General features: G+C 72.1%; 16 protein-coding genes. 6 read left to right on the top strand and 10 right to left on the bottom strand.

What is annotated here, in order from left to right; all coding sequences use genetic code 11:
- Nucleotides 1-45: 45 nt before the first annotated feature.
- Nucleotides 46-2,634 (top strand): carboxypeptidase regulatory-like domain-containing protein, encoded by a 2,589-nt coding sequence (locus GTY96_RS24725; RefSeq protein ID WP_161665981.1) that lies wholly within the window; start codon nt 46-48, stop codon nt 2,632-2,634.
- 96 nt (nt 2,635-2,730) lie between these two features.
- Nucleotides 2,731-3,609: a GGDEF domain-containing protein gene (locus GTY96_RS24730; protein ID WP_143909325.1), complete on the top strand. Its 879-nt coding sequence runs from the start codon at nt 2,731-2,733 to the stop codon at nt 3,607-3,609.
- A 27-nt stretch (nt 3,610-3,636) separates the two neighbouring features.
- On the opposite strand, the gene GTY96_RS38345 is transcribed toward GTY96_RS24730, so the two are convergent.
- Complete coding sequence (locus GTY96_RS38345) at nt 3,637-5,727, bottom strand: lysophospholipid acyltransferase family protein (protein WP_143909323.1); 2,091 nt, start codon at nt 5,725-5,727, stop codon at nt 3,637-3,639.
- Nucleotides 5,724-6,695, bottom strand: a complete 972-nt coding sequence (locus tag GTY96_RS24740) for an SDR family oxidoreductase (protein ID WP_143909321.1) — start codon at nt 6,693-6,695, stop codon at nt 5,724-5,726. Before GTY96_RS24740 ends, GTY96_RS38345 begins: the two co-directional genes overlap by 4 nt.
- A gap of 102 nt (nt 6,696-6,797) precedes the next feature.
- On the opposite strand from GTY96_RS24740, the gene mutL reads away from it, so the two are divergent.
- Nucleotides 6,798-8,681 carry a DNA mismatch repair endonuclease MutL gene (gene mutL / locus GTY96_RS24745; RefSeq protein ID WP_143909319.1) on the top strand — a complete coding sequence of 628 codons (1,884 nt, stop codon included), beginning with the start codon at nt 6,798-6,800 and terminating at the stop codon, nt 8,679-8,681.
- 4 nt (nt 8,682-8,685) lie between these two features.
- Here mutL and GTY96_RS24750 read toward each other — a convergent pair whose 3' ends face one another.
- Nucleotides 8,686-9,105 (bottom strand): YciI family protein, encoded by a 420-nt coding sequence (locus GTY96_RS24750; RefSeq protein WP_143909317.1) that lies wholly within the window; start codon nt 9,103-9,105, stop codon nt 8,686-8,688.
- Nucleotides 9,106-9,253: 148 nt separating this feature from the next.
- Between GTY96_RS24750 and GTY96_RS24755 the strand changes: the two genes are divergently transcribed.
- From GTY96_RS24755 to GTY96_RS24765, 3 genes are all read left to right on the top strand, one after another.
- Entirely contained in the window at nt 9,254-10,003 is a 750-nt protein-coding gene (locus tag GTY96_RS24755; protein WP_255443039.1) for a hypothetical protein, read from the top strand.
- 179 nt (nt 10,004-10,182) lie between these two features.
- The gene (locus GTY96_RS24760; protein WP_143909315.1) at nt 10,183-11,166 is read left to right on the top strand and encodes a tetratricopeptide repeat protein; all 984 of its coding nucleotides are present in this window, start codon (nt 10,183-10,185) and stop codon (nt 11,164-11,166) included.
- 105 nt (nt 11,167-11,271) lie between these two features.
- Complete coding sequence (locus GTY96_RS24765) at nt 11,272-11,781, top strand: hypothetical protein (protein WP_186002208.1); 510 nt, start codon at nt 11,272-11,274, stop codon at nt 11,779-11,781.
- 4 nt (nt 11,782-11,785) lie between these two features.
- Here the strand turns inward: GTY96_RS24765 and GTY96_RS24770 are convergent, their stop codons facing one another.
- From GTY96_RS24770 to GTY96_RS24800, 7 genes are all read right to left on the bottom strand, one after another.
- Nucleotides 11,786-13,423, bottom strand: a complete 1,638-nt coding sequence (locus GTY96_RS24770) for a carboxypeptidase-like regulatory domain-containing protein (protein WP_328700992.1) — start codon at nt 13,421-13,423, stop codon at nt 11,786-11,788.
- Nucleotides 13,420-14,004, bottom strand: coding sequence for a hypothetical protein (locus GTY96_RS24775; RefSeq protein WP_143909311.1), 585 nt, complete (start codon nt 14,002-14,004; stop codon nt 13,420-13,422). The genes GTY96_RS24770 and GTY96_RS24775 overlap by 4 nt, the downstream gene beginning before the upstream one ends.
- A gap of 17 nt (nt 14,005-14,021) precedes the next feature.
- On the bottom strand, nt 14,022-15,920 hold the full coding sequence (locus GTY96_RS24780; RefSeq protein WP_143909309.1) for a sigma 54-interacting transcriptional regulator: 1,899 nt from the start codon (nt 15,918-15,920) through the stop codon (nt 14,022-14,024).
- A gap of 22 nt (nt 15,921-15,942) precedes the next feature.
- Complete coding sequence (locus tag GTY96_RS24785; RefSeq protein ID WP_143909307.1) at nt 15,943-16,935, bottom strand: hypothetical protein; 993 nt, start codon at nt 16,933-16,935, stop codon at nt 15,943-15,945.
- A complete protein-coding gene (locus GTY96_RS24790) occupies nt 16,932-19,001 on the bottom strand; it encodes a serine/threonine-protein kinase (protein ID WP_161665982.1) in 2,070 nt (689 codons plus the stop codon). The genes GTY96_RS24785 and GTY96_RS24790 overlap by 4 nt, the downstream gene beginning before the upstream one ends.
- A gap of 22 nt (nt 19,002-19,023) precedes the next feature.
- On the bottom strand, nt 19,024-20,121 hold the full coding sequence (locus GTY96_RS24795; protein ID WP_143909303.1) for a 6-phosphofructokinase: 1,098 nt from the start codon (nt 20,119-20,121) through the stop codon (nt 19,024-19,026).
- Between the two features lie 154 nt (nt 20,122-20,275).
- Complete coding sequence (locus tag GTY96_RS24800) at nt 20,276-20,755, bottom strand: hypothetical protein (RefSeq protein ID WP_186002207.1); 480 nt, start codon at nt 20,753-20,755, stop codon at nt 20,276-20,278.
- Nucleotides 20,756-20,815: the final 60 nt, after the last annotated feature.

Below are 20,815 nucleotides of genomic sequence, written 5' to 3' on the forward strand. Positions count from 1 at the left end.
TCCCCCTGTAAGGTCCAGGGAAGGCCGGTCCCCCTCGGAGTTCCCATGCGTCCCATCCCCCATCCGGTCCGGTCCCCCGGCCTCGTGTTCGCATGCCTGCTGGCGTGCGCCATGGGCTGCGGGATGTACGCCTCGGACGCGCCCGGCATCTTCGGCGGGAAGAACGACGATGCGTGCACGGTGGATCAGGACTGCGCGGATCCCGCGCTGTTCTTCTGCAACACGGCCCTGTCTCGCTGTGAAGCCGCGTGCCGCTCGGACGACGACTGTTCGGTGACGCGCCGGGGGGAGCTGCACGCCATCGCCGCCTGTGAGCTCCAGTCGCTGGGCTGTCGCTGTGACGCCAGCCGCTGCGTGCCCGCCCTCTGCACCGGGGACGCCCTGTGCGCGAACGGGGAGGTCTGCCGCGACGGCACCTGCGGTCCGCCCCCGCCCGTGTCCTCCGTCGCGGCCTGCCGCGTGGTCCCGGAGCGGGTCATCGCACCCGCGGGCACGCCCTTGCGCTTCGAGGCCTGGGTGTCCGACGTCAGGGGCCAGCCCGTGGTCCTGCGCGAGGGCCTCACCTGGACCGCCCTCTCCACGCGGGTGAAGGGAGAGGCCACGAGCACCGGGGCCTCGTTCACGCTGGAGTCGGCCGGGGTGGAGTTGGAGTCCGTGGAGGCCCGGGTGGGCGGCGTCAGCTGCCGGGCGCGCGTCACCGTGCTCCCCAAGCTCACGGCCCAGGGACAGGTGCGGGTGGTGGTGACGGACGGGCTCACCGGGCTCCCCGTCGAAGGGGCCGCGGTGGTGGTGGCGGATGTCGCGGGCAGCACCACGGCCCGAGAGACGACGGATGCGCAAGGCGTGGCCGTGGTCGCCTCCCGGAACGATTCGACCGTGTCCGTCTTCCACCCGGACTTCGGCTACCTCACCGTGGCGAACTACGAGATGAACGGTTCGCGCGACCTGCGGCTGCCCCTGCGCCGCAACCCGGCGGATCGCGAGGGTGGGGTGCGCACCCTGTTCACCCACTTCGCTCCGACGGGGGCGGCGGGCGCGCTGGCGCTGGGGATGACGGGGCTGTCGGTCCCCGGGCTCCTATCGGAGGCCGCCCCCGGGCAGCAGGTGGGGCCCGAGCGCTCCGTGGAGCTCATGCTGGGCGGCGCGAAGCGTTCCTTCCAGGTGCCCGGCAACGTCTGGGTGCGCGGCTTGGGCGTCACGGCGCCGGAGTCCGTCGACTCGCCTGGCCTGGCCGGGGTGTGCGACGCGGCGCTCAAGGACGTGACGGAGCCGGAGGAGGCCATGCGCGGGGGCGCCTGTGGCACGCGCGCCGCCTGGGCGCTGACCGCGCAGGTTCCCTCGGGAGAACTGCCCGCGGGGATGATGGAGCCGGGCGTGGATCCGCTGCTGCTGCTGGCTCGCGCGCTGCCGCCTTCGGGGCGGTTCTCCTCCGTCGTCTCGCGCGACGTGCAGTTCACGCTGCGGCCACCGGGGGCGGGGGAGCCGTCGCGTCTGGCTCCGGTGGTGCAAGACTTCCAGCAGGTGCCGCTGGCCTTCCCGTTCGTGGTGCGCGTCCCCTCGCTCCCTCGCTTCCGTGACGGCTTTCTGGAGCGCACCGTGGTGATGGGCTCCGTGGTCGCGCCCGGACGGGGCATGGTGCCGCTGGGCCTGGGCGCCGCCATCAACGTCAACCCGGCGGATCCGAACACGGACACGCAGCCGGGGCTGTCCACGCCAGGGCTCGTGCGCGTGCGCATGGCGCCAGCCCACCACGGCCTGGAGGGGCAGGCGTACCGGCTGCTCGCGCTCGCGTCGTCAGGTCCGCTGGGGGGCGAGCTGCCCGCGGGCGTGGCCACCAGCGCGCTGATGACCGCCCTGGACGCGCCCCACTTCGATCCCGATGGCACGCAGCCGGTGACGTTCCCGGACGCGTTCCTCGCCGTCCCGGAGGGCGCTCGCTACAACCCCGACGCCTTCATCTGGCACGGACTGCTGCCTCGGGAGTGGCGCATGGACACCCCGGTGCCGTCGGCGACGCTCGTGCGCGGGACCTTCACCAACATGGCCGGGCGGCGCTGGTCGATCTGGCTGGATGCCCGCCGCGCCACCTCTGGCGTCCGGCTCCCCGTGCCTCCCGCGGGCTTCGAGGACCGCACCTTCCAGGGCGACACGGAGGGCTCGCGCGCGTCCCTGTCGGTGGAGGCCCTGTCCATGGCCACGCCCGAGGGCAAGGCGCCGAGCCTCTCCGCGCTGGCGGAGTCGGGTGGGCTCGCGCCCGAACCACTCGCCGCGGCCACCCATGGCGCGTCCACGCTGCACTACGGGCGGCCCCAGGTGGCGTGGCTCGAGCCCGCGGAGGGGGCGGCCCTGGCGCGCGGCGCGACCGTGCGCGTCCGGGTGGAGGGTTTCCAGGTGGGGCCCGGAACCTCCGCCACGGACGAAGGCGGGGTGCTGATCACCGTGCACGGCGGTGGCGTGGGCTGTGACGGCGCGATGCTCCGCGGCGACCTGGCCACTCGGGCGGGGGAGGTGACGCTCGTGCTGCCCGCCCAGTGCTCCGGGCCGGAGGTGACGCTCGTGGCGTCACTGGTGGATTCGCTCGGGGTGTCGCTGCGTCCGGCGGTCAGCGCCGCGCGCACCGTGCGGGTGCCCTGACGTGCTGGGGTGTCAGTGCTTCTCCGACCTGGAGGGGCACCCATGCCCGCCGTGAATTCGCTTTCGCGAATTGCGCGGTGATACGTTTGCCTCGTCATGGGCCAGAAGGAGACGGTCGTCACCGTCATCTCGAAGATCTCCGAGCGGCCCGTCAATCTGGACGCGGCGCTGGTGGTCATCTACGGCCTGGATCTGGGCCGCAAGTTCGACCTGACCCGCGAAGAGACGCTGATCGGCCGGTCGTCCAAGGCGGACATCCAGATTGATCAGGAGGCCGTGAGCCGCAACCACGCCCGGATCACCAACACGACCAAGGGCGTGCGCATCGAGGACCTGGGCTCCACCAATGGCACGTTCGTCAACGACGACGTGGCGTCGGGGGGGCGGTCGCTCCAGAACGGCGACCTGGTGAAGATTGGCCGCACGATCTTCAAGTTCATCGCGGGCGGCAACATCGAGGCGGCGTACCACGACGAGATCTACCGGCTGACCACGATGGACGGCCTCACGCAGATCTACAACCGCCGCTACTTCGACGAGCAGCTGGACCGGGAGATCTCACGCAGCCGCCGCTACGAGCGCGTGCTGTCGCTGGTGATGCTGGACCTGGATCACTTCAAGGAAGTCAACGACACCTACGGCCACCTCGCGGGGGACTCGGTGCTCAAGCAGCTGGCGTCCACGGTGCGCACGCGCATCCGGCGCGAGGACGTCTTCGCCCGCTACGGCGGCGAGGAGTTCGCCCTGCTGCTGCCGGAGATCCACCTCACCGGGGCCCGCCAGCTCGCGGAGAAGGTGCGCAAGCTGGTGGAGCGACAGCGCTTCGAGTTCGACAAGCAGGTCATCCCCGTCACGCTGTCCGTGGGCGTGGCCACGCTGGAGCCGCACCACCGCGAGCCCTCGGAGCTGGTGCGCGCCGCGGACGAACACCTCTTCGAGGCCAAGAGCCAGGGGCGCAACCGCGTCTGCGGCTGACGCCCCCGGACTGAAGGACCGCGGCGCTCAGCCCGTGAACACGGAGCGGCGCTCGCGCAGCAGGGCCTGGAGCATGGCCTGGATGGATTCGCGGGTGCGCTCGGTGAGCCGCTGCACCTCGCCCAGGTCGTCCGCGGCCTCCGGGGGCAGGCCCTCCATCGTCAGCGGCTCCCCGAAGCGGATGGTCCACTTGGCCGGCAGCGGGCCCGGCGCGGTGAGCGGCAGCGACGGGAACCCCAGGAAGCCGCCAGGGATGCGGCCCAGCAGCGGGGACGTCTCCTCCGCGCCGACGATGGCCACCGGGACGATGGGCGCGCCGGTGCGCAGCGCCAGCTTCACGAAGCCGCCCCGGCCGAAGCGCTTGAGGCGGTAGCGCTCCGCGAACGGCTTGCTCGCGCCCTGGTAGCCCTCCGGGAAGACGACCAGCGGCCGGCGCTCGTCGAGCAGCCGCAGCGCGTTCTCCGGCGAGGCGCGCACGGCCCCCAGGCGGTTGAAGAGGGTGCCCAGCATGGGCGCGTGGAAGACCTGATCCTCCACGAGCCAGCGGGCCTCGAGCAGGTCGGGGCGCTCGCGCATGAGGGCCTGCGCCATCACCATGCCGTCATAGGGCAGGGCGCCGGAGTGGTTGGCGACGAGGATGGCCGCGCCCCGAGGCACCTGATCCACGCCCTCCACGGAGACGCGCCAGTACTGCTCGTAGAGGAAGTCGAGGACCGGCTGGAGGTTCTCCACCAGCTCCGCGTCCTTGCCGTAGTCGTCCAGGCGGCTGCCTCCGCCCGTTCCCAGGCTGGTGCGGACCGCCTCCACCAGGCCGTGCATCGCTCCAACGGCGCGGCCCAGCCCCTCGCTCGCCAGCGCCTGTCCGGCGATTTCCCGGGCCAGCGAGAACATGCCGGCCGCGCGGCCCGCGAAGCTCGCGGAGGGCGGAGTCTCCTCCTGGCTTCCGAAGGACGGCTCCTCGCGAGGTGGTTCCTCCTGGCGGGAGGACTCGCCGGGCTCGCTCACGAGCGACAGGGGGCGGCGGCTGGGGGGCAGCTCGTCGTGGGACTCGTCCACCAGCTCCACCTCCGGCGCCACGTCGGTCGGGGCCGCGCCCGTGATGACGGAGACGGAGACGTGCACGCCGTCCTCCTCGCCGCGCTCCACGCCGTTCGCGAGGTCATCCCCTGCGTCGGTGTCATGGGGGGCGGCCATGCCCTCCGGGTCACGGCGCCAGGCGTCCGCCGTCCAGACATCCGCCGCCGTTTCGTCGGGATCCTCGGGAGGCGGCACGTGCTTCGGGTCGCGGCGCCAGGCGTCCGCGGTCCAGACATCCGCCGCGGCTTCGTCGGCGTCGAGGTCCCCATCGTCGCTGGTCTTGGCGGTGGACAGGGCGCGCTCCTCGGGGGTGGAGTGGTGGCGGTCCATCACTTCATCCACGGCGACTCCCGCGGTGGCCTCGGCGACCTGGGTGGCGACGCGGGTGGCCAGCTCGCGCTTGGGGGCGGCGCCATGGCTGTCGTCCAGGACCTGCCGCACGGCGGACTCGGCCAGCTCGGCGACGAGCTCCGTGGCGAGGACGCGCTCGATGTCGCGGTCCGGGCCGCGCTTCCCCTGGAACAGCTCGCCCACCGCCGTCGTCGCGGCGGCCTCCGCCGCATCCGCGGCCAGCGCCTCCGTCAGCGCGCGATCCACCGTCTGCTCGGGCGGACGCGCGGCGCGCACCTCCTCCGCCAGGACCTGGGGACGCGGGGGACGGGGCCCCCGGGAAGGCGTGGGCGTGGAGGGCTCGCGCAGCGGGGCGGTCTCCTCGCCGGGGCCTTGCGCGCGGGAGCCGTGCTTCGCGGCCTCGCGCGCCTCGAACCGGTGGACCTTCGCCGCGGGCGTCTTGGGCGTGGCGGCCGCCGGCTTCGCCTCCGGACTCCTGCCACCCTTCGGGGCCTTCGCCCGCGAGCCGGACTTCGACGCGCCACCGCTGGCGCCCTTCGCCTTGGCCGCTGGCTTCGCTCCCTTCGCGGACTTCGGCGTCGCGGCCTTCTTCTTCGCGGCCTTCGGGTCCGCGGCGTCGTCCTTCGCGTCGCCCGCGCGGGTCGCGGCGCCCCGCTGGAAGGGATCATTCCCGAGGACACCCTTGGTCATGTCTGGCTCCTTCTGAGCGCCGACGCGGCGTCCCTGACGTGGTGGAGGGGCACGAACCCCAGCGCGGATTCGGCACGCTCACCGTCCGCGACCCAGGAGTAATGCATGTAGTCGAGCAGGGCCACCGGCAACGTGCCCGCACCCACCACCCCCAACGCGCGAAGTGCTCCACGAAACAACGGCCCCGGCAGGGGGAGCGGTTGCGCGCCCGCCTGGCGGATGAGCCCGGACCAGGGCAGCACTCCACGCCCCACGATGTTGAACTCCCCGGCCGCGTCGGCCCGGAGCGCCAGGTGCAGCGCCCGGCCCGCGTCCTCTTCGTGGATGGCCTGCCAGAGCGGGTCGAACCCCAGGAGGGTCGGCACCACCGCGTGGGACAGCATCCGGGTGACGGGGTTGTCCAGGCTCCGGCCGAGCAGGGGCGCGAAGCGCAAGACGAGGGTGCGGGTGTCCGGGTGCCGTTCGCGGAAGGCCCGCACCTGCCCCTCCACCTCGACCTTGTCGTTCACGAACCGGCTGTTCGGACAGCCGAACAGCGGCGAGCCTTCCCGCAGCAGCGCCGGGTTGTTGCCCCGGGCTCCGTAGGTCACGGTGAGCGATGGAACCACCAGCCGGGGGAGCCGCGCGCGGCCCACCGCCGTCAGCACGTTCATCGTGCCGATGACCTCCAGTTCGTGCGCCAGCGGCCCGTTGAGGATGGGCCCGAAGAGGAAGGCCAGGTGGAAGAGGGCATCCACCGGACGCTCCGTGAGCGCGTCCGTCAGCTCGCCCTCCGCGTCGTAGCGGGTGAGGTCCACGCGGTGGAACTCCACCTTCGTCGTCCCCTGGGGCTCCTTCGTGTCGAGCACGAGGATGCTCTCCACGTCCGGGTCCGCCTCCAGTCTCGGCAGGAGCAGCTTGCCGTAGTCGCCATTGGCGCCTGTCACCGCGATGCGCATCGGGCCCTTGCCTGCTCGGATCACTTCCATTCGCAGGGACGGGTGTTAGCCCAGCCGTCCCAGAATGTCAGCCGCGCGCGCCCGCGATGTGCTGGACAACGTCATCCAGGTGGCGGAGGGTGGTGGATCGCCATGTCCCGAATCGCGCGCCTGAGCGACGTGCTCATCAACAAGATCGCCGCCGGTGAGGTGGTGGAACGCCCTGCCTCCGTGGTGAAGGAGCTGTGCGAGAACTCGCTCGACGCGGGCGCGCGCACCGTGCGCGTGGAGCTGGAGGGCGGCGGCGTCGGGCGCATCACCATCTCCGACGACGGCCACGGCATGAGCCGCGCGGACGCCACGCTCTGCCTGGAGCGCCACGCGACCAGCAAGCTGCGCGAACTGGACGACCTCTTCCACATCGACTCCATGGGGTTCCGGGGCGAGGCCATTCCCGCCATCGCCTCCGTGTCGCGCTTCACGCTGCACACCGCGGAGCCGGACGCGCTCGAGGGTACCCGGGTCACGGTGGAGGGCGGCGGGCCCCCCACGGTGGAGGACGCGCCGCCCCGCGTGGGCACCGTCATCACCGTGGAGGATCTGTTCTTCAACGTGCCCGCGCGCCGCAAGTTCATGCGCCAGGGCGCCACCGAGCTCAAGCACTGCGAGGAGGCCGTGGTGCGTCTGGCGCTCGCGCACCCGGAGGTCGGCTTCTTCGCCGCGCACGAGGGCAACGAGCTGTTCGCGAGCCCCGCCAGCGAGCACGACCCGCGCGAGCGGATCGCCGCGGCCCTGGGGCCCGCGTCCTTCCCGCACCTGTTCCCGGTGGAGGAGCGGCGGCTGGGCGTCGTCGTCACGGGCTACCTCGCGTCCCCTGAGTACACGCTGCCCAACGCGCGGGGCCTCTACACCTTCGTCAACCGCCGCTACATCCGCGACCGCGGCCTCATCAGCACCGTGCAGCGCGCGTTCCAGGACTTCCTGCCCGCGGGCCGCCAGCCGGTGGTGGTGCTGCACATCGACGTGGAGCCTCGCGCGGTGGACGTCAACGTGCACCCGCAGAAGATGGAGGTGCGCTTCGCCGACGCCCGGGGCGTGCAGGACGCGATCAGCGCCGCCCTCTCGCGCGTGCTGCGCGCGGCCCCCTGGCTGGGCACCCCCGAGGAGCAGGCCGCGAACCCGCAGCAGCCCCGCGACGCCGCGCACTACGCGCACGCCGTGGAGCGCTTCCTCACCCGCGCCCAGGAGGCCACCTGGGGCGCGCCGCTGCCCACCGCCATGGACGCCCCGGGGCCGGGCGGCTCCATGCCCGCGCGCCCGTTGATGCCCTCCTACTTCGCGCCGCAGGGCGGAGGCCCGGCGGGGCAGGGCAGTGGGTTCCAGGGCCCCGCGATGCCGGGCCGCACGCCCGCGTTCGGCGAGGCCCAGCCGCAGCTCAACGAGGCGCCGCCCCCGGGCTACTTCGCGGCGCTGCGCCCCATGGGCCTGCTGGGCAGCCGCTTCCACGTGTGCGAGGGACCGGGCGGGACGCTGGTGGTGCTGGACCCGCACGCCGCGCTGGAGCGCGCGCGCCTCTCCGCGTACCTGCGCCGGCTGGACGAGGACGCGAAGGCGCCGCCTCCGTCGCTGTTCGGCACCACGGTGGACCTGTCGCTGGCGGCGGTGAAGACGCTGGTGGACGGCCGCGAGGCGCTGCTCAAGCTGGGCGTGGACGTGGAGCCTTTCGGCGGCACGGCGCTCGCGCTCAAGTCGGTGCCGCCGGGGCTGGAGGGCGTGGATCCGCGCGCGCTCCTGGAGGCCCTGTCGCGCGCGCTGCCTCCTCGCAGCGCGCCGCTGGACGTGACGAGCCTGGCGGAGGCCGTGCGCGTGATGGCCTGCCACGCCGCGCGGCGCGCGTCCTCCACCCCGCTCACCGACGCGCAGCTGCGCGCGCTGCTGGGGGAGCTGGACCGCGCGGACTTCACCCCACCGTGCACGCACGGCACGGTGGTGGTGCTGGAGATGCCCCTGCTGGAGCTGGAGCGGCGGGCCCGCTGACGGCTCAGGACTTCGTTTCGGCCTGGGCGCGCAGCCGCGCCTCGTGCGCCCGGTGCTCGCCGGTGGGGTCGCTGGGCGCGAAGTCCTCCGGCGCGAACACGCGGCGGATCTCGATCTCCCCGTCCGTGAAGGGGACGCGCCGCGCCCAGGCGATGGCCTCCTCCATCGACTTCACCTCGATGATCCAGAAGCCGGCGACCAGCTCCTTCGTCTCCGCGAAGGGGCCATCCGTCACCTGGGTCTGCTTGTTGGAGAACGTCACCCGCGCGCCCTTGGAGCTGGGGTGCAGGCCCTCACCCGCGAGCAGGATGCCGGACTTCACCAGCTCCTCGTTGAACTTGCCCATCGCGCCCAACTCCTCGGAGGAGGGGAGCCTGCCGGTTTCACTGTCCTGCGAGGCCTTGACGAGCATCATGAAGCGCATGGGGCGTTCTCCTGGAACGTCGGGTTCGGGATGGCGACGAATGGTAGGGCGGGAAATCGACACGGGAGGGACCGCACCGGAAATTTGACGAAGCAGGCCTCGCGGCTACGGTGTGCGACACGCCTGTAGCACCGGGCCGAGACCGCCCGTGCCGGCAGAAAGCCCCGGGTCCTTCTCCGTGATGTTCCGCCGTCTGCCGCTCCTCCTCGCGCTCGTCGCCGTCCCCGCCTTCGCCCAGGACGACGACAGGGCCCCCACCAACCTGGACGGCGTGGGCCGCATCACCGTGCAGGCGGGCTACCGGCTCACCTCCAACGGGACGCTCTATGACTCCTGGTACGGCGCGAAGGGGCCGGGCGGCGGCCTGGCGCGCGCGCCGGAGTCCAATGGGGCGCCCGTCGGCGCGGCCACGTTCGCCTATGCGGTGTCGGACCTGGTGGAGCTGGGCATCGACCTGATCGGCACCGCGCAGAACCTCCACCTGACGGAGTCCGGCGCGGACGACAGCGCCGTGAACCGCAAGGTCAGCGCCGTCGCCTATGGCCTGCTCGTGGGCCTGCGCTTCCAGGGCGTGTTGGACATCGGGCCGCACGGGCTGGTGCCGTTCGCCGGCCTGCTCACGGGGCCCACCGTCATCTCCTCCAAGCGCCAGGGCTCGGCCCTCAAGGAGAACGTCGCGCAGGCCTGGGTGGGCTCGCTCGGCGCCACGCTCCGCCTGTCCGCGAAGTGGGGCCTCACCGCGGAGTACCGCCTGATGTTCCTGCGGGGCCCGGTGGAGTCTCCAGACGCGGCGAAGTGGGCCGGCCCCTTCAGCTTCAGCAGCGGCGGCAACTGGTTCGCGCTGGGGCTGACCTATACGTTCCCGCCGGATCCGTCGCGGCCCGTGCCCACGTTCTAGCGGCGCGGAAAGTTCCAGCGAAGAGGGCAGGCAAGCGCGCATGAGGCGCGGCCTCCTGGGAATGGTGGGGACCGAGCGTGCTGTTTGGGGGAGCGGAAAAAGAACCCGCCCCTCCTCCCGGAGAGTCCCCTAGCATGCGTGAGACGGCCGAAGTCATTTCCGGTCCCAGGAAGATGTCCATGCCCCCCTCTGAACAGCCGAAGACCGACGTCGAGAAGGAGCTCTCCGAGCTCCGCCGCGAGGTCATCGAGTCGCGCAACCTCGTCATCAAGACGGACAACCTGCTGAAGAACCTCCACGCGGAGGTGAAGGCGGTCGGCAAGCGCCACGAGGACTTCCAGAAGCGGCAATGGCTCTCCTCGGCGGTGGCCTACGCGCTGTTCGCGGTGCTGGCGGTCGGTGGCGCGGTCCTGGTGAACGGCGCGCGCAGCTCCAGCAACACCAGCGAGCGCGAGCGGCTGGAGAAGCAGGTGGCGGACCTCTCCACGCAGTTGGAGAAGCAGCGCGCGGACACCACCGCGCACCTGACGGCCCAGCGCGCCGCCGGCGAGGTCTACAAGATGATGACCACGCTGCCGGGCGACGAGCGGCTCAAGGGCATCGACGCGCTCGTGAAGCTGGACACCCAGCGGCTGTCGTCGCTGGAGCGCCAGGCCCTCAATGATCGCGCCGCCATCCTGCGCCGCGAGACGGGCGACGCCGCCTACGAGCGCGGCAAGCTCGCCTTCCGCCGCAACGAGATGTCCGGCGTGGTGGCGGACCTGTCCCGCTTCCTCGCCATGAACCCGTCGGAGGCGGAGGCGCTGGACGCGTCCTTCTTCCTGGGCACCGCGTACAACCAGCTGCGTCAGCACGACAAGGCCGTGCCGCTGCTGGCCCGCTTCGTGGACGGCGACAAGAAGTCCAAGACGCGCGACTACGCCATGCTGCTGCTCGCCCAGTCGTACCAGGAGACGGGCGCGTACGATAAGGCGGCGGACACGGTGCGCGACGCGCTGGCCACGTACCCGGCCACCCAGTACCTGTCGCAGTTCCGCGGGCGCCTGACCTCCGCGAAGCGCGCCGCCGCGGGTGGCTCGGAGGCCGTCCCGGTGCCCGCCGCCGCCCCCGTCGCCGCGCCGCAGGCCGCGCCCGCCGTGCAGACGGCCCCCGCCGGCCAGTAGCCCGTCCCCCCGCCGTCCGGCCCACCCGGGGCCGGGTTCTCCTTCCGGACGGCGAGGAACGGAAGCATTGCCACCCGGGGTCCAGGGTCGTAAGACCTGGGCCCCGTGTCCGCTCCCGATCCCAGGAAAGACCCCCGCTTCCGCCGCTACCGTGCCGCCGCGTATGGGGTCCACATCACGCTGGCGACGTTGTTCTCGCTGTGGATGATCTGGAACGTCGGGCACTCCGTGGCGGAGATGACGCCCGGGCGCCTCCCGCCCGTGACACCGCCCCTCACCGTGCGCGAGTGCCTGGACGCCGCGGATGCCCACTGGAAGGACCTGGAGGCCGAGCGCGAGAAGCTCGTGCACGTCCTTCCCGCCCGCAAGGTCGACCAGGAGTGGATGCGCTACCGCACGGAGTGGCTGACGCGCGTGCGCAAGTCCGAGTCCGAGTGCGCCCTGGAGTCGAGGGACCCCTCCCGCGTGGAGCTGCGCTCGGTGTACCGGCACCTCGCGAAGGTGCAGGACCTCTACACCATCCACGCGGTGCAGTACGCGGGCGAGGTGGGCGGCGCGGTGGACGCGCTGCACGCCGCCTTCGACACCGCGCGCCGCAAGGACAGCGGCCGGTAGCTCCTCAGCGCGTGGGCAGCACGGTGGAGTAGCGCCCCGTGCTGTCGGACACCGTCTGCGCGAGCAGCAGCGACGCCGGCCGGCCCGCGACCGTCACCACGCGGAAGAAGCGCACGGACGCGTTCGCCGCGATGCCGTCCGGCGCCAGCGCGGGGTCCGGGGGCAGGGTGATGCGTCCGCTCAGCGAGCGGCCCCGCGACAGCGTGAAGGCCGCCAGCTCCAACACCTGCTCCTCCTGGGTCCGGGGCGGCACGGTGACGAAGCGGCTGACGCGCGGCAGGTTCTCCCCGGGCAGGAAGTCCAGCCGGTACTCGCCCGGATCCAGGGCCAGCTGGAAGCCGCCGGCGCCGTCGGTCGTGAAGGGCGCCTCGAAGCCCATGGGCGGCTGGGGCCAGCCCGTGAGCGCGCCCACCGGCTCCACCACGATGCGCACGCCCGACGCGGGCCCGCTGCCGTCGGGCTGCCGCACGCTGCCCGTCACCGCCATGCGCGGCGGGCACGTCACGTCCGGCAGCACCGTGTCCACCGTGGACACCACCACCTGCTGGAGCGTGAGGCGCGACGGGGAGCTGGGGGGCGGCACGATGACCAGCGTGAGCGGGGACTCGGGGAGGCCGGGCAGGGAGGTGAGCTGGTAGCGCCCCTGGGCGTCCGTCAGCGCGGGCACCCCCTGGAACGTGCCGCCGCCGGCCACGCGGCCCTGGAGCGACACGCGGGCACCCTCCATGGGCACGGCTCCGTCCGTCTCCAGCACGCGGCCCTCCACGCGCACCGGGGCGCCGGGATCACCCAGCTCCAGCGCGGACGCGAAGCCCACGGACGGATCCACCACGAAGGTCTTCCGGGGCACCACGTCCGAGGCGTTCAGCGGCGTCACCCGCAGCAGCACGGTGGGGCGCGCGGCGTCCTCCGCGCTGAGCGCCAGCTGGAACCCGCCGGTGTCCCGGGACACGCGGGCGCGCTGGGACAGGGGGCGAAGGGAGTCATCCAGCGCCTGCACCTCCACGTCCGCGTCCACCCGGCGCGAGCCCTGGAGCACCAGCGTCCCCGAGAGCGTGATGACCCGCGCGGGCGTGGGCAGCTCGAACGCCACGCTGCCGCCCGTGGCGGGGTCCACGGAGGCGGTGCGCACGAGCGGCGGCACGGCCTTGTCCACCGGGGTGAGCGTCACCGTGTAGTCGCCGCTGCCCACGGGCAGGACCCACGCGCCGTTGTCCGGGATGAGCGTCGTCTCATAGCGGCGGCCCACGCCCGGGATGAGGCGGCTCTCGCCCGTGGCGAGCAGGTGGACCGGCCCGCGATAGGCGATGGTGGCCACGCCGCCGTCCCCCGTGGTGACTGCGCCTCGCGACACCTCGCCGCGAAGGCGCACGGGGCTGAACAGCTCCAGGTTCTGCTCCGGGCGCAGCCGGTCCACCGGGAAGTCCTGCGCGAGCAGGCCCGCCTTGGGGTGGGCCTGCACCTCCACGACGATGTCGCCGCCCGGGTTGCCGCAGCCATCCACGAAGCACACCTGCCCCGCGGCGCACTCCGCGTCGGAGCGGCAGACGAGCTGATCCGGCGGCGGCTCGTCCTCCAGGAAGGCGCACCCGCTCGCGGACAGCCCGAGCGCCAGCGCCAGGGCCCGGAGCGCGCGCCTCACTGGCAGTCCCCCGCCACGGTGTTCACCACCCAGGAGTACGAGGTGACGAAGCCCGGGTTCTTCACCACGCCGCCGTCCGCGAGGAACACCTCCTCCGGAGGATCCGGCTGGCGGTTGGTGAGGTGCCGGTCCGTCACCAGCGCCTCCACCAGGTGGATGCCCGGAGTGCTCAGCGGGTTGTTGGCCGCGCGCAGGTCCATGTGCAGCGTGCCCCGGTCGTCGCGCCGGGGCTGGCCGGTGTTGGCCAGGACGATCTGCCGGTACGAGCCCACGGGGTTGGACGGGTTGTAGTCCACGTACCACTCCACCGTGATGCGGTCGTCCACGTCCAGGTCCTCCACCACCACGCTGAAGTCCTGCGTGCAGCTGCCCACGCCGAAGGCGCGCAGGATGCGCTCGGAGGGCTCCACCTGCTCCTCCACGACGCGCGGCGGCCGGTTCTTGAACCCGGGCACGCCCTCCAGGAGCGCCTGATCCTGGGGGATGAGGCACCCGGAGCCCACCGCGAGCGATGCGAGGCCCAGCGCCGCCAGGAGCGGCCGGAGGATGCCCCGGGACTGTCGCGTCGCGTGACGGTGCATGGCGTGGAAAAGGAAGCCTATAGCAGGTCCTCGTTCTCCTCGGGGGGCAGCGGCCGGCCGGTCTTCTCCGCCTCCAGCTTCTCCAGGTGGCGGAAGATGGTGCGCGGATCCACGCCCAGGTCCTTGGCCGTCTTGGTGCGGTTGCCGTTGTTCCGGGCCAGCACCTCGTTGATGTAGCGCTTCTGGAACTCTTCCTTGGCCTGGAGCAGCGGCATGATGGGCTCCAGGTTCTCCGGCTTGAGGTCCAGGTCGTCGGGGCCCATCAGCGGCTTGTCCGCCAGGACGACCGCCTTCTTCAGGCGGTTCTCCAGCTCCCGGATGTTGCCGGGCCAGCCGTACTTCTTCATGGACACGGCGGCGGCGGGCGTGAAGCCCCGGGCCTTGGAGCTGAACTCGCGCGCGTACTTCTGCAGGAAGAAGCGGCCCAGCACGATGACGTCCTCGCCGCGATCGCGCAGGGGCGGCAGCTTCACGGTGACGACGTTGAGGCGGTAGTAGAGGTCCTCGCGGAACGCGTTGCGCTTGACCTCCTCCTCCAGGATCTTGTTCGTCGCGGCCACCACGCGGATGTCCACCGGCTCGCCGCGGTTCTCGCCGACCTTGTAGACGATCTTGTCCTGGAGCGCGCGCAGCAGCTTCACCTGGAGCTGGAGCGGCATCTCGCCAATCTCATCCAGGAAGAGGGTGCCGCCGATGGCCGCCTGGAACTTGCCGGGCCGCGTGGCCACCGCGCCGGTGAAGGCGCCCTTGGCGTGGCCGAACAGCTCGCTCTCCAGCAGGTTCTCCGGGATGGCGCCGCAGTTGACCGTGATGAACGGGCCCTTGGCGCGCGGCGAGCGGCGGTGGATCTCCCGGGCGATGAGCTCCTTGCCGGTGCCCGTCTCCCCGGTGATGAGCACGGAGATGTCCGTGGGGGCGATCTTGTCGATGCGCTTGTACACGTCGCGCATGCCCTGGCACGCGCCCACGATGTCGCCGTAGCGCTGGTCCTCCAGCTTGCGGCGCAGCTCCGTGTTGTCCAGCTTCAGGTCGTTGACGAGCAGCGCGTTCTGGAGCAGCAGCGAGGCCTGCGCCGCGAACACGGTGAGCATGTCCAGGCTCTTGGGCTCGAAGCGGTTCACCAGCCGGTCGTTGCCCACGTAGAGCACGCCGAACAGGTCGCCCTTGTGCATCACCGGCACGCACATGACGGAGTGGACCTTGAGGTTCACCACCGACTCGCTGGCCTTGAACTCCGGCGCGTCCAGCGCGTCCGCGACGATGATGGCCTTCTGGTCCTTCACCACCTTGGCGATGATGGAGTCGGACAGCTTCTCCACCGCGTCCTCGATGTTCTCCCGCGCCACGTTGCGCGCGGCCTTCACGCGCGGCTCGCCGCTCTCCACCAGGATGAGGAAGCCCTTGTCGGCGCGCGTCACCTCGATGGCCTCGTCCAGCAGGCTCTCCAGGATGCGGTCCACGTCGTAGCTGCCGAAGAGCCGCTCGCTGAACGCGGTGAGCCGCTTGAGCAGCACGAGCTCGCGGCCCGCCACGCCGGGCAGCTCGGACGTGTGCGAGTCGGAGGACTCGGTGGCGGCCGGGCCGAGGGACACCTCGCGCGAGGGCACCTCGCGGCGCACGGGTTCGCGGGGAGCGTCCTCGCGGGAGAAGATGAGCTCGGTGCCGCCGACCTTCACCACGTCGCCGGTGGCGAGCGCGTGGTTGTCGCGGCGCTTGCCATTGACGTGGAAGGTGGCACCCAGGCTGCCCACCTCGTAACGGGTGCCGTCGAAGGTGACGTGCAGCGCGCTGGCGGGGACGGCGAGGTCCTCCAGGGGCACGTCGTTGTCGGATCCCCGTCCCAGGCTGGTGATGCGCTTGAGCAGGGAGACCGTACGGACCTTTCCATCGGGGGTGCGGACGGTGAGGCTGGCCATGGTCGGGGCTTGGTTTCCGGGGCTAGAACGTGAGGGAGAAGCCGGCGCCCAGCCCACCGCGGGCGGAGTACAGCCGCAGGCGCGGGGGAGCGGACTGGGAGACGGCGGAGGGCTTCGGCTCGGGGCGGGACTCCACGGTGGTGCTCGTCACCACCTGATCCTCGTGGTGGTAGACGGCGTCCACCACGCCCAGGGTGTAGACGGTGTAGAAGCCGGTGGCGGACGCGAGCTTGAGCAGCTGCCAGGTGTCCGCCTGCCGGGCGCGGTCGGTGGGGATGAAGCGCACCGGAATGGAGGCGCGGCCGTCCTCGTCCAGGACGTTGTCCAGGTTGATGAACCGCTCCTCGAAGAGCGAGTCGTACGCGAAGAACGCGATGATGCTGGTGAGGGCGAGCACGCCCTCGGTGGCCGCGAAGACGATGCCCATGCCGTTGCGGCCCTGCTGGAACTGACCGGCGCCGAACGGGACGAAGTTGACCAGGAAGTTGCGCTTCTCCACGGTGCGCACCGTCACCTGGCGGGCCAGCTCCTCCGCGCGGCGGCGCTGCGTCTCCAGGGCGACGCGCTCCTGTTCGCGGCGCTCGGACTCCGCCTTCTCGCGCTCCAGGCGCAGGCGCTGCTCCTGGCGGAGGAACTCGCGCTCGCCGGCCATCTGGCTCTTGAGGTCCTCGAAGTAGGCGACCGCCGGGGGCGGGACGACGAAGGGGTCCAGGCCGAAGTCGGGGTCCAGGCGGATGACGGCGCGCAGGTGGCGCTCGGCTTCCTCCGTCTTGTTGAGGTTGAAGGCGGACAGGCCCGCGAGCTTGTGCAGCTCCACGAGGTCCTCCTCGGACAGGTCGCCGCGGTCGATGCGCTGGCCAGCGCGCTCCAGGACCTCGGCGTACTTGCCGTACTCGAAGGAGGAGCGCAGCGCGGCGACCTCCGGGTCCGCGGCGGCGGGCGCCTGCGCGCGCACGGACGCGGGGCCGAGCAGGGCCCACAGGAGCGACAGGAGCAGCAAGGGGCCGCGGCTCATTCGGGCAGCAGGCTCCCGCGAAGGGTGGTGGGCTTGCCGGGCTCCAGCAGGACGACGCGCTTCTCCGTCTTGTAGCCGGGGGAGGAGACCTCCACCTCCACGCGGTGCTGGAAGCTGGCGGGGCCCCGGGGCGAGCGGATGTCGAAGGGGTGCTGGAGGCTGTCGTGCGCGGTGCGCTCCACGTCGCCCACGCGCACGGTGGCGTCCGCCGGCTGGTAGTCCATGGCGAGCTGCGACGACTTCAGGAGGGCGCGCAGGCGGAAGACGTTCTCACCCTGGGGCTTCACGTCGATGGTCTCCGTCGCGTCCTCGCAGTAGCCGCAAGAGACCGTGATGGTATGCGCGCCCGGGGCCAAGAGCACGTCGTGCTGCGCGAGCTGCTGCGCGCTGGCGGGGCCGCCGTCCACGCGGATGGAGCCGTAGGGGCGCACGAGGATGGACACGGGGAGCCGGCCGTTGCGCGCGTGCCGGGCATCGTCCTGCGGTTCGAGGGCGGCGACGACGGTCGGGCGCGACGCCGTGCGCTCCGGAGGGGAGGGGAGCCCGTTCGGGGGGCGAGGCGTGGCGTCGGTGTTGCTCGGGGGCGGCGAGAGCCCGTCGCGCCCGGGAGTCGCCGTGCCGGTCCCCCCCGTGCCCTGCGCGCTGGTCGTCGGGGTGGAGGAGCCGGGCGTGGGACGTGAGCCGGGCGCACCGCCCGGGGCCGGTGCGCCGTGGGACGTGTCCGGAGGCCCATGGGAGGCCTCGGAGGGCCCGGACGGGCGCCGCGAGCCCTCCGGCGTGCCCGGGGCGGTCCCTTCGAGCTGGGAGCCCGTGCCCGTCGCGGCTCCCACGGGACGCGGCGCCGTGGCCCCTCCCGTGTCCGCGGCGCCGCCCGTGCCTTCCACCTTCGGGGGCCCGGACGGGGTGGCCCCTGGAGACAGCCGGCGCCACTGCCAGCCGCCCAAGCCCAACGCGAGCGCCACGCCCAGCCCGATGCCCACGCGGATGCCGCGCCTGCGCCACGTGCGTCGCCGCTGCTGGCGCTGGATGACCTTGAGCAACCCGAGCGCCCGCTCGTTCGTCGCGTCCAGCGCGAGCACGTGGTTGAGGCAGGCCAGCGCGCGCGGCGTGCGCTTCTCCGCCAGCTGCCGCTCCCCGCGCTCCAGCAGCGACGCGACGATGCGCTGGCGCGCGAGCCGCTGGTACGACGGCGGATCCGCGAAGAAGGAGATCAGCTCCTCGCCCACGCGGGAGAACCCCAGCCCCGCGAGCGCGTCCGCCAGCGCGTCGCGCAGCTTCCCGGCGTTGGGGTAGCGCCGCTGCGGATCGCGCTGGAGACACGTCGCGCAGATCTCCGCCAACTCGTCCGACAGCGCGGGCACGCGGCGGCGGGGATCCTCGTAGGCCCCGTCCAGGATGCGCTTGAGCGTCGCGGTGGTGTTGGACGCGGTGAACGGCAGCCGGCCGGTCATCAGCGCGTAGAACATGATGCCCAGGCTGAAGACATCCGCTTCGGGCCCTGCCTCCAGGCCCTCGATGATCTCCGGCGACATGTGCGCGGGCGACCCCACCAGGGCGCCCGTCACCGTCATCCGGTCCTCGATGTCGAGCAGCCGCGCGATGCCGAAGTCCATGAGCTTGAGGACCCCGTCCTCGCGCACCATGACGTTCTCCGGCTTCAGGTCGCGGTGGATGACGCCCGCCTCGTGCGCGTGCGCCAGCGCCGCCGCCAGCTCGTGGATGATCATCGCCGCCAGCTCCGGCGGCTCCAGCGGGCCTTCATCCAGGTACGTCTTGAGCGTCCGGCCGCGGATGTACTCGGTGACGATGAAGGCGTCGTGCGCCTCCGCCGACGAGAAGTCGAACACCTCCAGGATGTTCGGGTGGTGCAGCTTCGCCACCGCGCGGGCCTCGCGGGCCAGCCGCCGGCGGGACTCGTCCTTGCCGGCCAGGTGCGGGTGCAGCACCTTCACCGCGACCTCGCGGTCCAGGGCCGTGTCCAGCCCCTTGTACACGACGCTCATGCCCCCGGAGCCCAGCTCCTCCAGGATGCGATAGCGACCGATATGGCGGCCGACGAGCGTCATGGCGTGGTGCGCAGTGCTCCCTTCAGTCCCCGAAACCGATGCCCATGCTCCGCGCGAACCGCACCAGGTCTCCCTGGGGATCCACCCGTCGCTCCTTGCGAGACTCGCTCAGCGGCACGCCGACGATCTCGTTGTTCCTGAGGGCCACCATGTGCCCCCACTCGCCATCCCGCACCAGGTCCAGCACCTTGCAGCCGTAGCGCGTGGCCAGCACGCGGTCCGCGGCGCTCGGGCTGCCGCCGCGCTGCAGGTGCCCCAGCACGGTGACGCGGATCTCCGCATCGATATGGCTCGCGAGCAAATCCGCGCACACCTTCCCAGAGCCGCCCAGCCGCACCACGCCCCGGCCCGGGATGTCCGCGGCCTCCGCCAGCACGGACAGCGCGCCGCCCTGGGGGAAGGCGCCCTCGGAGATGGCGATGATGGAGAAGCTGCGCCGCCGCGTGGACCGCCGCTTCAGCGTCTCCAGCAGGGACTCCACCCGGTATGGGATCTCCGGGATGAGGATGACGTCCGCGCCGCCCGCGATGCCGCTCTCCAGCGTGAGGAAGCCCGCGTGCCGGCCCATGATCTCCACCACCATCACGCGGTCATGCGCCTCCGCCGTGGAGTGCAGCCGGTCCAGCGCCTCCGTGACGATGAGCCTCGCGGTGTCGAACCCGAACGTCTGGTCCGTGCCGGACAGGTCGTTGTCGATGGTCTTCGGACACCCGACGACGTTCAGCCCCTTGTCCGCCAGCTGGTGCGCGATGGTCAGGGTGCCGTCCCCGCCAATGGCCACCAGCCCGTCCAGCCGCAGCTCCTCGCAGCGGCGCAGCACCTGATCCGACACGTCCCGCTCCACCCAGCCTGGGCCCTCACGCACCGGGTAGGCGAACGGGTTCGCCTTGTTGGACGTGCCCAGGATGGTGCCGCCCTTGGGCAGGATGCCGCGCGTGTCCTCCACCCCGAGCGGGCGGACGAGCTCCGGCTCCACCAGGCCCATGTAGCCGTTCTCGATGCCGACGAACGAATGGCCGAACTCGTGCGCGCCTCGTCGGACGAGGCCTCGGATGAGCGCGTTGAGCCCCGGGCAGTCACCACCACCGGTGAGGACACCGAGTCGAAGAGGTCGGGTCATAAGGGAAGGATGTAGGTCGGACGCGGGTGTCAGTGGGACCGGGCGACACTATGACAGCAACGTCGGTGCGGATTGTAGGTGCCACCCCTGGGGTGCGCAACGCGCGAATCACGCGTCGCGTTGGATCCGCGCTCGCAGGGATGAGGGAGCCCCCTCAGTCGCGCTTGATGCGGCGGCGGGAGGCCAGGCGGTCCAGGAGGGCCTGGAGGCGGTCCTCCTTCTGCTCCGGGAGGGCTCGGTCGGTCGGGGACTGCACGGGCATCTCGCGGGCCATCCGGTACAGCTCCTCCAGTCGCTCCTGCACCAGCTCGTTGCCGGGCCGCTCCTGGAGCGCGCGGCGGTACGCGGCGGCGGCGCCCACGTAGTCACCCAGGGTGAAGAGGCGCTCGCCCTCCTGCATGGGGGACTGCGGGCCCAAGGGGAGGCGCTGGGGCTCGCGCACGCGGTTCTTCAGGTGCTGCAGCTCCTCCGGCTGGAGGCTGTCCCGCAGGTGGGCGAGCTTGAGGGCCAGCGCCTCCTCGCGGGGGAAGGCGCGCAGCAGGTGCTCGAAGAGCTCGAACGCTTCCGCCAACTCCCCCCGGCGCAGGGCGCGGTCGGCACGTGCTTCCATGTCGGCCCGGACGTCAGGAGTCATCTCGCGGGCGAGAGTAGCTGGAGCCCGCCCGGGATGTCACATGCGTAAAAAAGCAGCGCT

The sequence above is a fragment of the Corallococcus silvisoli genome, assembly GCF_009909145.1.
Lineage (GTDB): Bacteria > Myxococcota > Myxococcia > Myxococcales > Myxococcaceae > Corallococcus > Corallococcus silvisoli.